The 14,028-nt window shown below is 61.5% G+C and carries 14 protein-coding genes; 7 read left to right on the top strand and 7 right to left on the bottom strand.

Annotated features, from left to right (window positions below):
• Positions 1-8: 8 nt before the first annotated feature.
• Positions 9-1,187 carry a TAXI family TRAP transporter solute-binding subunit gene (locus N554_RS0113205; protein ID WP_029583900.1) on the top strand — a complete coding sequence of 393 codons (1,179 nt, stop codon included), beginning with the start codon at positions 9-11 and terminating at the stop codon, positions 1,185-1,187.
• A 15-nt stretch (positions 1,188-1,202) separates the two neighbouring features.
• On the opposite strand, the gene N554_RS0113200 is transcribed toward N554_RS0113205, so the two are convergent.
• On the bottom strand, positions 1,203-1,586 hold the full coding sequence (locus tag N554_RS0113200; RefSeq protein ID WP_029583899.1) for a YkvA family protein: 384 nt from the start codon (positions 1,584-1,586) through the stop codon (positions 1,203-1,205).
• Positions 1,587-1,680: 94 nt separating this feature from the next.
• Entirely contained in the window at positions 1,681-1,986 is a 306-nt protein-coding gene (locus tag N554_RS0113195; protein WP_029583898.1) for a 4a-hydroxytetrahydrobiopterin dehydratase, read from the bottom strand.
• A gap of 172 nt (positions 1,987-2,158) precedes the next feature.
• On the opposite strand from N554_RS0113195, the gene N554_RS0113190 reads away from it, so the two are divergent.
• Together N554_RS0113190 and N554_RS0113185 are read left to right on the top strand one after the other, a co-directional pair.
• Positions 2,159-3,607: a TAXI family TRAP transporter solute-binding subunit gene (locus N554_RS0113190; RefSeq protein WP_029583897.1), complete on the top strand. Its 1,449-nt coding sequence runs from the start codon at positions 2,159-2,161 to the stop codon at positions 3,605-3,607.
• Between the two features lie 306 nt (positions 3,608-3,913).
• Positions 3,914-5,485 carry an alkaline phosphatase D family protein gene (locus tag N554_RS0113185; protein WP_029583896.1) on the top strand — a complete coding sequence of 524 codons (1,572 nt, stop codon included), beginning with the start codon at positions 3,914-3,916 and terminating at the stop codon, positions 5,483-5,485.
• A 42-nt stretch (positions 5,486-5,527) separates the two neighbouring features.
• Here the strand turns inward: N554_RS0113185 and N554_RS0113180 are convergent, their stop codons facing one another.
• The gene (locus N554_RS0113180; protein WP_029583895.1) at positions 5,528-5,926 is read right to left on the bottom strand and encodes a response regulator; all 399 of its coding nucleotides are present in this window, start codon (positions 5,924-5,926) and stop codon (positions 5,528-5,530) included.
• A 200-nt stretch (positions 5,927-6,126) separates the two neighbouring features.
• Here N554_RS0113180 and N554_RS0113175 point away from each other — a divergent pair, with 200 nt between their 5' ends.
• The 3 genes from N554_RS0113175 (at position 6,127) to N554_RS0113165 (ending at position 10,303) form a co-directional block, all read left to right on the top strand.
• A complete protein-coding gene (locus N554_RS0113175; RefSeq protein WP_029583894.1) occupies positions 6,127-6,891 on the top strand; it encodes a Crp/Fnr family transcriptional regulator in 765 nt (254 codons plus the stop codon).
• 243 nt (positions 6,892-7,134) lie between these two features.
• Positions 7,135-8,961 (top strand): translational GTPase TypA, encoded by a 1,827-nt coding sequence (gene typA, locus N554_RS0113170; RefSeq protein ID WP_029583893.1) that lies wholly within the window; start codon positions 7,135-7,137, stop codon positions 8,959-8,961.
• A gap of 88 nt (positions 8,962-9,049) precedes the next feature.
• Positions 9,050-10,303, top strand: a complete 1,254-nt coding sequence (locus N554_RS0113165) for a flavin monoamine oxidase family protein (RefSeq protein WP_029583892.1) — start codon at positions 9,050-9,052, stop codon at positions 10,301-10,303.
• Here the strand turns inward: N554_RS0113165 and N554_RS0113160 are convergent.
• The 4 genes from N554_RS0113160 to N554_RS0113145 form a co-directional block, all read right to left on the bottom strand.
• The gene (locus tag N554_RS0113160; protein WP_029583891.1) at positions 10,293-11,192 is read right to left on the bottom strand and encodes an HNH endonuclease; all 900 of its coding nucleotides are present in this window, start codon (positions 11,190-11,192) and stop codon (positions 10,293-10,295) included. The two genes, N554_RS0113165 and N554_RS0113160, sit on opposite strands and share 11 nt — an antisense overlap.
• A gap of 88 nt (positions 11,193-11,280) precedes the next feature.
• Positions 11,281-11,691 carry a thiol-disulfide oxidoreductase DCC family protein gene (locus N554_RS0113155; protein WP_029583890.1) on the bottom strand — a complete coding sequence of 137 codons (411 nt, stop codon included), beginning with the start codon at positions 11,689-11,691 and terminating at the stop codon, positions 11,281-11,283.
• A gap of 106 nt (positions 11,692-11,797) precedes the next feature.
• Positions 11,798-12,268, bottom strand: coding sequence for a DUF2269 family protein (locus N554_RS0113150; RefSeq protein WP_029583889.1), 471 nt, complete (start codon positions 12,266-12,268; stop codon positions 11,798-11,800).
• Complete coding sequence (locus N554_RS0113145; RefSeq protein ID WP_029583888.1) at positions 12,265-13,164, bottom strand: dienelactone hydrolase family protein; 900 nt, start codon at positions 13,162-13,164, stop codon at positions 12,265-12,267. The genes N554_RS0113150 and N554_RS0113145 overlap by 4 nt, the downstream gene beginning before the upstream one ends.
• Positions 13,165-13,445: 281 nt before the next feature.
• On the opposite strand from N554_RS0113145, the gene N554_RS0113140 reads away from it, so the two are divergent.
• Positions 13,446-13,955: a GNAT family N-acetyltransferase gene (locus N554_RS0113140; protein WP_029583887.1), complete on the top strand. Its 510-nt coding sequence runs from the start codon at positions 13,446-13,448 to the stop codon at positions 13,953-13,955.
• The last annotated feature ends 73 nt before the right edge of the window (positions 13,956-14,028 follow it).

The following is a 14,028-nucleotide window of genomic DNA, read 5'->3' as shown; positions in this document are numbered from 1 at the left end:
GGGGACACATGCGACGCTCATTTGGACCGGCCTTATTCGCCACAATGATCGTTTGGATTGTTTGCGGTTTCGCGGCCCGGGCCGAGCAAACCGAATATGACCCCGCCAAGGTCAGCGAAAGCCTCAAGGCGATTTCTCAATACGGCTCGATCAGCACCAAGCGGAGCCTGAACGAGAACACGGTGACGCTGATCTCGGGCACGATCGGCGGCACTTACGTGCAGTTCGGCGCGGACCTCGCCTCCGTGCTCGATGACGGGAACAAGCTGCGGGTCCTTCCCATTGTCGGGCGCGGTTCGGTGCAGAGCGTCGCCGACATCCTGTTCCTGCAAGGGGTCGATCTCGGCATCGTCCGCGCCGACACTCTTGATTACCTCGAAAAGAAAGGCATTGCGAAGGACATCAAGAAACAGCTCACCTATGTGACCAAGCTTTACAACGAAGAGATGCATGTCATCGCGCCGACGTCGATCCGCGATCTCAAAGACCTCAGCGGCAAGACCGTCAGCGTCGATCTCCCGGACGGCGGCACGTTCGTCACCGCGGTGATCGTATTCGAGCGGCTCGGGATCAAGCCGAAGTTCGTCTATGTGGAGCAACGCATTGCGCTGGAGAAATTGAAGACGGGCGAGATCGATGCCGTGATCGCCGTCCAGGGCAAGCCATCGAGGATCATCAGCCAGATCAAGGACGACCGGCTTCATCTTGTTCCGGTTGACTATGCCAAGCCGCTGCAGAGCGATTATTTGCCCGCGAGCCTGTCCGCGAAGGACTATCCCAACCTGATTTCGGGAGAAAAGCGCGTGGACACCATCGCCGTCCCCGCGGTGCTGGCCGCCTTTAACTGGGCGCCAAAGTCCGAGCGGTATCGCAGGCTTGCTTTGTTCGTGGATGCCTTCTTCACCAAATTTCCTGCATTCCAGAACCCGCCGTTCCATCCGAAATGGAAAGAGGTCTCGCTGTCAGCGCGGCTGCCGGATTGGCAACGCTTCCCGGTCGCCCAAGAGTGGCTCGACAGCCACGGCGTCGAGGCGGTTGCGCGCAACCGGTTCGACGAATTCCTGAAACAGAGCCCCGCGACGGCTAATCTGCAGTCGGATGCCGACAGGGAGGCGTTGTTCAAGCAGTTCCAGGCATGGGAAGCGGAGAAGAACGCGAAGGGGCAGGCCCGCCCGGCGCAGCAGTGATAGACGCGACGTTTACTACTCCGATATGTCGCCGGTCTCGATCGCCCGCTTCAACGCGACCCGGGCGGCGTCGCGATGCTCCTGCCTGATGTTGGCTGCAACCATGCGGATCGCGGTGGCGAGCACCGCGGCGTCGTCGGTGAAGCCGAGCATCGGCAGCACGTCCGGGACGAAATCGAACGGCAAGATGAAATAGGCGATGGCCCCTAACAGCGCCACCTGGACATGACGCGGCGTCTGTTTGTCGAACGCGCAGTAATACGCTGCGAGCAAATCCTCCGCGAACGGAAGTTGCGCCATGACCCGCTTCAGCTTGATCCAGAAGCGCCTGCGTACGCTTTCGCGGTCTTTCGCCAGCTCATCGGCCGGCTCAAAGCCCACGGTCTGTTCCGATGCCATCCCAGGTCCCCTCAAGCCGGCGCGGCAGATCGCGGCGGCCACTCCTAAGAATTGGGGATGCCGCGCCAGCGTTGCAAGATCGCGGCGAACTGGATCAGGCCACGCCGAGCTGTCTGGCGATCGCGTTCATCGCCTTTGCAAGCTCGATGTCGAGCGCAGTGACGCCGCCGGCGTCATGGGTGGACAGAACCACTTCCACTGTCTTGTAAACGTTGCGCCATTCCGGGTGATGATCGCTCTTTTCAGCCACCAAGGCGGCGCGGGACATGAATCCGAACGCTTCGTTAAAATCCTTGAAGGTGAAGGTTCGCGTGATCGCCTGGCGGCCCGGCGTTTCGGTCCAGCCGGGCAAGCCCTGCAGCGCCGATTTTCGCGCCTCCGCCGACAACAGCTCCGCCATGATCGCCTCCGGTTTTAGCCGAACTTCACCCTAACACCGAACGCCGTGCTGGGGATCCCTGCCACAATTAGGCGGCAAAGCCGGTCCAAGGGCGGTTGGTAACCATGACCTAGATGTTACGCCGCGCTGGCAGGAAATTTGCTACCATTATTGGTCTAACTCTATTGGCAAGATGCAATTGAACCTTAAACGCCTGTTCGCCAGATCGATCACCGACGGCCCCGATCTTGTCGGGCCGCAGGCGCCGCCCTCGGCGCGCTCGGCAAAGCGGAAGACGACATTCATCACCCTCGCGGGTATCCTCGCCGTGGTCGGCGCGCTCGCAGGCGCTTACTACTTTGCGATGCGGCCGGCGACGTTGCGGATCGCGGTCGGTCCCGCAAACAGTGACGACCTCAAGCTGGTCCAGACCCTGGCGCAGGCCTTTGCCCACAACTCCGTCCGTTTGCGCCCGATGCAAACCGATGGCCCAATCGCAAGTGCCCAAGCGCTTGCCGATGGCAAGGCCGATCTTGCCGTCATCCGCGGCGATCTTGAGGTGCCGAAAACTGCGCAAGCCGTTGCGACGCTGCGCAAGAACGTTGCGGTGCTGTGGGTGGCGCCGGCCGCCAAGGTTAAGGGCAAGAAAGCCGGCCCGAAGATCAGCAAAATTCCGCAGCTCGCCGGACACCGCATCGGCGTCGTCGGCCGCACCCAGGCCAACGTGGATCTGCTCAAGCTCATCCTGCGGCAATCTGGCGTGGATCCGAACAAGGTCGAGATCGTTCAGTTCCCGGCCGGCGAAGCCGCGGAGGCGATTCGCAAACAGAAGGCGGACGCCTATCTCGCCGCCGGACCGGTCAACAGCAAGATCACCGCCGATGCGATCACGGCATCGACGCGCGACGGCGGTACGCCGACCTTCCTCGCAATCGATTCAGCCGAGGCGATCGCGCAAAACCATCCGGCATACGAGGCGTCCGAAATTCCCGCCGGCGCCTTCGGCGGGTCGCCGGGCAAGCCTGAGGAGGAGGTGAAGACCATCAGCTTCTCCCACCACATCGTTGCGCGTAAAGGTCTTTCGGAATCAATCGTTGCCGCCTTCACCCGTCAGCTGTTTGCTATTCGGCAACAGGTGATGACCGATTTCCCACTGGCTGCAAAAATCGAAACGCCGGACACCGACAAGGACGCCATGATCCCAGTGCATCCGGGCGCCGCGGCCTTTGTCGACGGCGAGGAAAAAACCTTCCTCGACCGCTACAGCGATTTCATCTGGTGGGGGCTGATGGCGCTGTCTGCCATGGGCTCCGCCGGCGCGTGGTTCGCGGGGTACCTGAAGAAGGACGAGCGCAGCAACAACAGTTCGTTGCGCGACCGTCTACTGGACATGCTTGCGCGGGCGCGCAGCAGCGATTCCACCGAGGAACTCGACCAGATGCAGGCCGAGGCGGACGATATCCTGCGCGACACGCTGCATTGCTTTGAACATGGCGCGATCGAGCAAGGGGCGCTGACCGCCTTCAATATCGCGCTCGAGCAGTTCCACAACGCGGTGGCCGACCGCAAGGCGTTGCTGATGAGCATGCCGCAAAGCCTGCAAAGGGCGAGCGCGCAATTCCGCGCGACCGGCATGCTGTAAGCAGACATCGGTGTAATCGCCCCGTCACAGAGTCTTCCTATAGCATTTTCCGCGAAGCGCCGATGGTTCCGCGTGCACTGGAACCGTCATTGCGAACGAAGCGAAGCGATCCATAAGGAAAGCCTGAATTGCTTCGTCGCCGGCACTCTTCGCAATGACGGGAGACAGGTCCGCTGTACTTCGAGAAGATTTAGAGCATTTTCGTTTCGATTAGAATCGAAGCGGGGCTCTCGTTCTTGATTCGACGTGTTTTCTTGACGCGAACCGGGCTCCATTTCGCTTGAAAACGCTCTAGACGAGGCTTGCATGACGATCAGATTTCGCCCCCGAATTTCGCGCCGGCGCTTTCTCTCCACCGCCGCGGCGACCGGCGCCGGCGCATTCGGCGCGCTGGCGATGCCCTATCTCAGCCGCGCTGCCGACCGCCCACAAATTACCCATGGCGTGCAGTCCGGCGATGTCGGCGCCGATGGCGGCGTGGTGTGGGCACGCGCGGATCGGCCTTCGCAAATGATGGTCGAGGTTGCCACGTCAGAATCATTCAATAATGCGAGGGTTTTGCCGCCGATTGCGGCGCTGCCCGAGAGCGATTTCACCGCGAAAATGCTGTTGGAAAATCTTCCCGCCGGGCAGGATGTTTTTTATCGCGTCAGATTCCGCGACCTGTCGCACATCGACATTTCAAGCGAGCCGCTCGTCGGCCGCTTCCGCACCGCGCCTAGCGACCGGCGCGATGTCAGCTTCGTCTGGGGCGGCGATGTCGCCGGACAGGGCTGGGGCATCAATCCCGACGACGGCGGCATGGTGACCTTCGCCACCATGCGCAAGCACAGGCCGGATTTCCTGCTGCATTCCGGCGATACCATCTATGCCGACGGCGTCATTGCCGGCGAGGTAAAACTGCCCGATGGCAAGATCTGGAAGAACGTCACGATCCCCCAAAAAGCCAAGGTCGCCGAAACGCTCGACGAATTCCGCGCGGCGCATAAGTACAATTTCCTGGACGACAACGTGCGCGCCTTCAATGCCGAGGTGCCGATCTTCGTGCAGTGGGACGACCACGAAGTCACCAATAACTGGTCGGCGTCGAAACAGCTCCCCGCTGCCTACAAGGAACGCGACATCAATTTGCTCGCCGCGCGCGGCGCCCGCGCATTCCACGAGATGTATCCGATGCGCGAAAGCATCGTAGAGCCGGGCCGGGTCTACCGCACCCTGAGCTATGGCCCGCATCTCGACGTGTTCATGCTGGACGAACGCAGCTATCGCGGCCCCAATGGTCCCAACCTGCAAACCGCCTATGGTCCCGAAAGCTATTTTCTGGGCCCCGACCAGCTCGCGTGGCTGAAACGCTCGCTGTTGAACTCGCGCGCGACCTGGAAGGTGATCGCCTCCGACATGCCGCTCAGCATCATCGTCTATGACGACGCGACGAACAAAAAAGGTTCGGAAGCATTTGCACAAGGCGATGGGCCGCCGCGCGGCCGCGAGCTCGAGACCGCCGATCTCCTGCGCTTCATCAAGACCGCGGGAGTAGCCAACACCGTGTGGCTGACCGCCGACGTGCATTACGCCGCCGCGCATTACTACAATCCCGACAAGGCGCAATTTCAGGATTTCGAGCCGTTCTGGGAGTTCGTCTCCGGGCCGCTGCACGCCGGCACTTTTGGGCCGAACGAGCTCGACAACACCTTCGGGCCCGAAGTGAGGTTCATCAAGGCGCCGGGTCCCGACAAGCAAAACCTGCCGCCGTCAGCCGGAATGCAGTTCTTCGGTCATGTCAAGATCGACGGCGCAACCGGACAGATGACGGTGACATTGCGGGATCGCGCCGATGTCGCGCTGTGGTCGACAACGCTCGATCCAAAGCTCGGATAGCAAACGCGAGCCCAGAATCCCGGAACGGGCGACCGTCGGCGGTCAGCACTTGGCGCTATTGTCGGATCGCCCTTTCAACAAGGCTTGCAGCGCGTCGCTCGAAAAGGGTTTGGGCAGCCTCGGCCAGTTTGCGAACGCCGCCGGGAGCCCGACATCGGCGGCATATCCGGTGACGAAGACAAAGGGAATTTTCAGCGCATCCAGTCGCTCGGCGACCGCGAAGCTCTTTTCGCGGACCAGCCCGACATCGAGCAGCGCAAAATCCGGCGCGCGATCGGCAATCATTTCGAGCGCCCGGGCGACGCTCGCCGCGGTTCGCACCGTCTTCACCCCGAAGCCAAGAACCGTATCTTCGAAGTCGAGCGCGATGATCGGATCGTCCTCAACGATCAGCACGTCGTCGGGCAAGGCGGGCGTGCAGTTGAGAGGAGTACGTTTCATGATCTTGCCAGTTCAGATTTGGTCGCAAGCCAGGCCGAAACCCGGAAGGCGACGGCCCGCTGTCGAGGCGCGTCATAAGCGCATCGACCGGTTCCCACCAGGAAACCAACATATGGCGGCTATCTTGTCTGTTCACTTGTGCACACAAAAATCTGATATGATGAATTAGGGTGCGGGCTGCAGGCGGGCACTTTGGCATGATGACCGAACGACGCGGAAACGCTGCTGATGGCGCCGATCGGCCCTACAACAATTTGTTGCGGCGGCTCAGCGCAAGCGATTTTGCGCTGATAGAGCCGCATCTCGCGCACGAAGAGGCCCACGGCAGGGACCTGCTCTACAATCCCGGCGACGATGTCGAAACCGTCCACTTTCCATGTGGGCCGAGTCTAGCGTCCTATTTGGTCCCCAACGAGGACGGCCGCGACGTCGAAACCATTCTGGTCGGCCGCGAAGGCGCCGTCGGCGGAATCGTCAGCGAAGGCTATCTGCCGGCCTATACACGCATCACGGTCAAGTTTGGCGGGCCATTCGTGCGCCTGCACGTCAGAAAGCTGCATGCAGCAAAGCTACAGTCAGCCACGTTGCGTAACGTGTTCGCGCGCTATGCCGACTGCCTGCTCGCCCAGATATTTCAGGCGACGGCCTGCAATGCGATTCATTCGATCGAACAGCGCACCGCCAAATGGATCGTCTCGGCGATGGAACGTATTGACGGCAACGAGGTCGTGCCGCTGACGCATGAGCAGCTTGCGACCCTGCTCGGGGTCGGCCGCAGCTATACCAGCCGCGTGATTCAGACGTTCAAGGCAGAAGGCGTTCTGGAGACCCGGCGCGGTTCGATCCTGGTGCGCAACCGCGAGGCCCTGCGAATCCGGGCCTGCCTCTGCAACGAATCCGTCAGAAATCACTTCGAGGAAGTGCTCCGCGGGGTCTATCCCACCGAAGAGGCCGGTAAAGGCTGAAGATGGCGTCGATTTGCCGTCAAAATCGGCTAACCAAATCGCAAACAACGCATTGTTTTTCCGGCGATTCCTAACTATATTGCGCCGCAACGAATAAGGTGTGCCCGGTCCTTTGGCCGGGCTTCCTTTTTGGGCGCCAAGCGCCCGTCGAATTCCAGGCTTTTGAGAGCGATCCGGAAAAGTGGGCCCCCGGTTTTCCGGCGAGATCGCGCTCCAGCCATTGCACGACCCAGAAGAAGAGCCATGAACCTTCGTAACGTCGCCATCATCGCCCACGTTGACCACGGCAAAACCACGCTGGTCGATCGCCTGCTGCAGCAATCCGGCACTTACCGCGACAACCAGCGCGTGGTCGAGCGTGCGATGGATTCCAACGATCTGGAGCGCGAGCGCGGCATCACCATTTTGGCCAAGGCCGCATCGGTGCAGTGGAAGGACACCCGCATCAACATCGTCGATACGCCGGGCCACGCCGATTTCGGCGGCGAGGTCGAGCGCATCCTGAACATGGTGGACGGCGCGCTGGTGCTGGTGGACGCCGCCGAAGGCCCGCTGCCGCAGACCAAATTCGTGGTGTCGAAAGCGCTGAAGGTCGGGCTGAAGCCGATCGTCGTCATCAACAAGGTCGACCGTCCCGACGCGCGGCCGACCGAAGTGATCAACGAAGTGTTCGATCTGTTCGCGGCGCTCGACGCCAGCGAAGAACAGCTCGATTTTCCGATTCTCTATGGATCGGCCAAGCAGGGCTGGATGGCCGATAGCCCGGAGGGTTCGCACGACGCCGGCATGCAGCCGCTGTTCGACCTGATCCTGCGCCACGTCGCGCCGCCGACCGTCGAGGAAGGCCCGTTCCGCATGATCGGCACCATTCTCGAAGCCAACCCCTATCTCGGCCGCATCATCACCGGCCGCATCACGTCAGGCACCATCAAGCCCAACCAGCAAATCAAGGCGCTGAGCGCCGAGGGCAAGCTGATCGAAAGCGGACGTATCACCAAAATCCTCGCCTTCCGCGGCATCGAGCGCACGCCGCTCGATGAGGCCGAAGCCGGCGATATCGTCGCGATTGCCGGTCTCACCAAGGGCACCGTCGCCGATACCTTCTGCGATCCTTCCGTCGATACACCGCTAACGGCGCAGCCGATCGATCCGCCGACGGTGTCGATGTCGTTCATCGTCAACAACTCACCGCTCGCCGGCACCGAAGGCGACAAGGTGACCAGCCGCATGATCCGCGACCGCCTGCTGCGCGAGGCCGAGGGCAATGTCGCCTTGCGCGTGACCGAAGCCTCCGACAAGGATTCCATGGAAGTTTCGGGCCGCGGCGAATTGCAGCTCGCGATCCTGATCGAGACCATGCGCCGCGAAGGTTTTGAGCTGTCGGTGTCGCGTCCGCGCGTCGTGCTGAAAAAAGACGAAGCCACCGGCGAGTGGCAGGAGCCGATCGAAGAGGTCGTGATCGACGTCGACGAGGAACACTCCGGTGTCGTCGTGCAGAAGATGAGCGAGCGCAAGGCCGAGATGATTGAAATGCGCCCCTCCGGCGGCCACCGCTTGCGGCTGGTGTTCTACGCGCCGACCCGCGGCCTGATCGGCTATCAAGGCGAACTGCTTACCGACACGCGCGGCACCGCGATCATGAACCGCCTGTTCCATGGCTACGCGCCGTACAAGGGCGACATCCAGGGCCGCCGCAATGGCGTGTTGATCTCCAACGATCAGGGCGAGGCAGTGGCCTACGCAATGTTCAAGCTGGAAGACCGCGGCCCGATGATGATCGAGCCCGGCTGGAAGGTCTACAAGGGCATGATCGTCGGCGAGCACACCCGCGACAACGACCTTGAGATCAACATCCTCAAGGGCAAGCAGCTCACCAATATCCGCACCACCTCAAAGGACGAAGCGGTGCGCCTGACGCCGCCGATCCGGATGACGCTGGAGAAGGCGCTGGCCTATATCGAGGACGACGAACTGGTCGAGGTGACCCCAAAATCGATCCGGCTGCGCAAGAAGTTCCTCGACGCCAACGACCGCAAGCGCGCGGAAAAGGCCAAGGAAGCGGTGGCGTAAGCCAGCGAATAGGGAGTGGCGAATAGCGAATAGAGAGGCCATATAAGGGACGTTCCATTCGCTATTCGCTACTCACCATTCGCCCCTCATGACCCTCCCCTCCGAAGTCGATGTCGCCATCATCGGTGCGGGCGCCGCAGGCCTCGGCGCGGCGCGCGCGCTGGAAAATTCCGGCCTTTCGGTCATCGTGCTGGAAGCGCGCGACCGCGTCGGCGGACGTGGTCATACCATCATCGCAGCGCCCGATATCACCTTCGACCTCGGTTGCGGCTGGCTGCATTCGGCGGACAAGAATTCGTTCGTCGATATCGCCGAACAACTGGACTTCGAAATCGACAAAACCCGGCCGCCGTGGCGCGAGCAGGCTTTTGATGGCGCCTTTCCGCTCAAAGAGCGAGCTGAGTTCATCGCCGCGCTCGATGCGTTCTACGATCGCGCCGCGGAGGCCGCGAAAGCCGGCCGCGATAGCTCCGCCGCCGATTATCTGGAGCCCGGCAACCGCTGGAACCCGATGATCGATGCGATCTCGACTTATGTGAACGGCAGCGAACTCGACCAGGTCTCGATCCTCGACATGAACGCTTACGAGGACAGCGAGATCAACTGGCGGGTCCGGCGCGGCTACGGTGCGCTGATGGAGGCCTATGCGGCGTCCTGCCCGCTTGCGCTGAACACGCAGGTGAGGCTGATCGATCATTCCGGAAATCACGTGCGGATCGAGACGTCACAGGGCGCGCTGAACGCGGGTAAGGTGATCGTCACCGTGCCCACCAATCTGATCGCCGATCGGGCAATTCGTTTTCATCCTGCGCTGCCGGAAAAAGTGGATGCCGCGCGGGGCCTGCCGCTCGGCATTGCCGACAAGGTGGTGCTGGCGCTCGATGAACCTGAGGCGCTGCCGAAGGACGGCAATTTGCGCGGCGCCACCATGCGCACCGCAATGGGCACCTATCATCTGCGGCCGTTCGGCCAGCCCTGCATCGAAGGCTATTTCGGCGGAAGTTTTGCGCGACAGCTGGAGGATGCGGGCAACGGCGCGCTGGCGGCACAGGCGATCGACGAAATCGTGGCGTTTCTCGGCAATGGTTTTCGCCGCAGGCTGAAGCCGCTTGCCGAATCGCGCTGGGCGCACGACCCGTTCGCGCGCGGCTCCTATTCGCACGCGCTGCCCGGCCACGCCGGCGATCGCGCCGTGCTCGCACGCCCGGTCGACGGCCGGCTGTTCTTTGCCGGTGAAGCCACCTCGCCGAACTTCTTCTCCACCGCGCACGGGGCGCGGGACAGCGGCGAACGGGCGGCGCGGGAGGTTCTCACAAACGGAAAGTTCAGCGCTAGCCCTTGAAAACGATCTCTCGATGAAATCTCAAATAATGCGCATTTGGATAAAACGTTTGGTCTTTGGGTAAGTGGATCCCACCACTCTGATTCAGAAGGCGAACGGCATCTTCTGGAACATGATTTTTCGCAACGAGGATCTTATAATCATCGCCGATCGAAATGAGTCCACGATCAAACATCCAATGCACCGTTCCAGAAAGCGCCAATCCGTTGCGAACGGAGTCCGGTCCTTTCGACGCGACCGGCTGAATATGCGCGGCTTGAACCTCGGGACGACCACCCCCATTGATCAGGCGCAGCCCTGTGATCGCACAACGATTTGAATAGGCAGCGCGCACGTTGTACATGAACGACCGATCACGAAATGGCCGGGAGACGGTCATTTCAACGATCGGACGCTCAAATGGAGCAGGCGGCTCCGACCATCCCGGCAACCCGACTTCGTGAGATGCTAGGTTCTCGCCGAGAATCGGAGCGAAGCCAGACTTCCATATCTGGTCGAACTCGTCATCCGGAATCAGGCGTACGGCGCGCCCAAAGGCACCCTTGTTTGTAGTGCCATCTTCCTTTCTCAGGGCGCTCTCATAATATTCGCCGCTTTCGGCGAAAGGCACTGGTCGATCGAAATCGAGATAATCACCGATAAGAGCGTAATAGTGGTCAGCCAGAGCCTCGTCCTCGACAACCGCTGTGACGCGTGCGACACCGAAATAGGATTGTCGCCCGCCGAAACTTGATAGGTCTACGCTTGAGCGCCGCGGCTCGTAGTAGACGATGTAATCGCCCACGGCTTGCCTCGCCTGATTGAGATACGTGCGAGGAAAATGATATCGAACCTCGGGCAGATCATTGTAGCTCGGCGTCACCTTTGTCGTAAAAACTGCTTTGGTCATAAAATTGAAGCCTGCAGCGGCTCTAAACCCCGCGATTTCCAGCCTAGAATAAACTCCGTCGATTCGATAGGTAGCGGCGGTAGCGCGGCTAATCCATCACCCTTTCCCGAAGCGATGCATCGGGAACGAAGCACTCTTCGTACTTCCCGAAAATCCGGTAGCGATTGCGGGCGACGAGATTGTAGACGGCGTCGCGGAGCGGTTTTGGCACCGCGCGCAATACGCGCATCCAACTCCAACCCGGCAGCGCGCCCAGTACCGTCAGCGCGGCGTCGGATTTGAAGAAAACCTCGCCGCCATGGACGACCGCATTGGTGTCGGGATCGTCTGGGTTGATGCCGAACGCCTGCGCCAGCCGCGTGCCGTAGCCGGACTGGATCGCGGTGAAGCGAAACCGCCGCTGCACATCGCGCGCGGCAACGAAGCGAATCCAGCGCGAGCAGAATACGCACACGCCGTCGTAGAGAATCACGTCATCGTCCGGCCATGGCCTAGTCACAAGCAAGTTTTTCCTTTTGACGCGTTATCTGAAGCTGGGCATGCCCCTCTCCGATACCAGCTTCCACCCTCGGGCCGAGCCGGAGGGCATGCCTTCGGATCATGACTTAAAACTGCGGTTTGGCGATCATCAGCCACAGGATCGCCAGGACTGTGCCGAAACCGGGAATGCCGAACGCGAACCAGCGGCGAAACAGCGCAAAGTAGCGCGGCGGCAACGGCTGGTGCTGCGCCGCCGCCGTCCGCGCCAGATCCCGCATTTCGATCTGCATGAACACCACGGGAATCCAGAACAGGCCGGCAACCACAAATAGTCCGAGCGAAGTCACAAGCCAGCGCTCGGAAAGACCAGTCGCCGACTGCACCATCAGCATTGCCCCGGTAATCGGCTGCAGCGCCACCGCCGACGCCGTGAACAGCATGTCGGCGATCACGACAATGGCGGCGGTGCGCGCGATGAACGCGGGATCGCGGCTGCGATGCGCCATCAGCATGAAAAAGGCGGTGCCAATTCCGGTACCCAGAATGACGATGGCGCCGAGTACATGCAGATATTTGACGAGAAAATAGGACGTCATCGCTTTTTGGCCGTGGCCGAACCTGGCAGCTCCAGCGCGCGATCCAGTTCCGGTCCAGCTATTTTGATGCCGGCCTCCGACTCCGCCAGCCAGTGGCCCTCGCTGCCGGCCGCCGCCAGCACCCGAAAGCCCGCTCTGCTGCCGCCGTCACCAAACGCGGCAGCGAGCTGCCGCGAAAACACTGGCGAAAAATACGTGTCGTTGGCCGCCACCAGCCAGGTCACCGGCACGCGCGCGCCTTTGCCGAATTCGGCCGCGGAGGAAAGCAACCTATGCGGTGCGCAGACCTGATCGGGAAAGCCGTTGGCGTGGCCGCCGCGTCCCGGCGCAAATGCAATGATGTGCGAGACGCCCGACGGATTCTCGCGGGCGAGAGCCAGCGCACCCCATGCGCCGGCCGAGTGCCCGACAATGACCGCGCCGTCCTGGCGAACAAAGGATTGCCGACGCAGATAGTCCAGCGCCGCCGCGATCTGAACGGCGGTCGCGCGTCCTGCGCGAGAATAGTCGGCCTCGTCGCAGCCGCCCTGGTCTTCGAGGTAGCGTCCGCCGGTCGCGCCATGGCCTAAACGTTCCGGCACCAGCACCGCAAAACCTCGCGCCACCAGCCATGTCGCCAGCGCGCGATATTCGGGTTGCGGCATTTGCGCCCGACGCAGCACGTTTTGCGTCGAGGCGTGCGCAATCACGGCAAGCCGAAACGGTCCATCGCCGGGCGGGCGAAACAGTACGGCGTGCGCCATGGTGTCCGGATCGGGCGCGGGAACCAGCCACTGCTGCATCCGATTCGGCTCGCCTTCCGCGCCCTGTGCGCCCAAACCGGTTTGCGCCAGCGCGGCCTGAGTACAGACAGCCCCAAGCACAACCACCGCGAACAGCGCTTTGAGGGATTGCATGAATTTGCCTGACGCGGCGGGACGGGCGGGTGGGTTGCGGTCGGTGGACAGAATACCCACGGCGAATCAAATTCTGAGCATTTTTCCGTGAAGGCGCCTCGCCGAAAACGTCCGTTGCGCCCGTTGTGCCGGCCGCCAATCAGCCAAGCGCCGCTTAACCCGCCTTCCCTGTCCTCTTTCGGTACAATTAGCCGAAAAAACTGATGCAGAAAATCCACAGGTTAACCGATAATTAACGATGGACCTTGAAGCCGACGCGCTGACTTGCTTTGATCAGAATCATGAGCACAACCCTGATCGAGGTTCGGCCGGCCAAAGCTGCAGACGCAGCCGCGGTAGCGTCCACCCATGACGAGGCCTGGCGGTCGGCGTATCAGGGCATCATTCCCGGCGCCGAGCTGGAGAAGTTGATCAACCGCCGCGGCCCGCAATGGTGGGACAGCGCGATCCGCAAAGGCAGCCGCGTCAGCGTGCTGGTGTTCGGCGACAAGGTCGCCGGCTATGCCAATTACGGCCGTAACCGCGCGCGCAGCCTGCACTTCGAAGGCGAAATCTACGAACTTTACCTGCGGCCAGAATTTCAGGGTCTCGGTTTCGGCCGTCGGCTGTTCACCACGGCGCGACGCGACCTGCTGCAGAGCGGCCTGAAGAGCATGGTGGTTTGGGCGCTGTCCGACAACGATCCGGCGACGGAGTTCTACCGCGCCCTCGGCGGCCGCATGGTCGCGCGCTCGTCGGAGAAATTCGGGCCCAAGTCGCTCGACAAGGTCGCCTTCGCCTGGACCAACTAAGGCGCTCGAATCGCCGGGCTTCAAAGCGCGTCGACCCGGTTTAGGGGGGCGCCATCAGTCCTGGTCCACATAT

The sequence above is a fragment of the Bradyrhizobium sp. URHD0069 genome (assembly GCF_000701345.1).
Classification (GTDB): Bacteria; Pseudomonadota; Alphaproteobacteria; order Rhizobiales; family Xanthobacteraceae; genus Bradyrhizobium.
The sequence above is the reverse complement of the archived record's forward strand: the minus strand, read 5'-3'. Positions and strand labels throughout refer to the sequence as shown.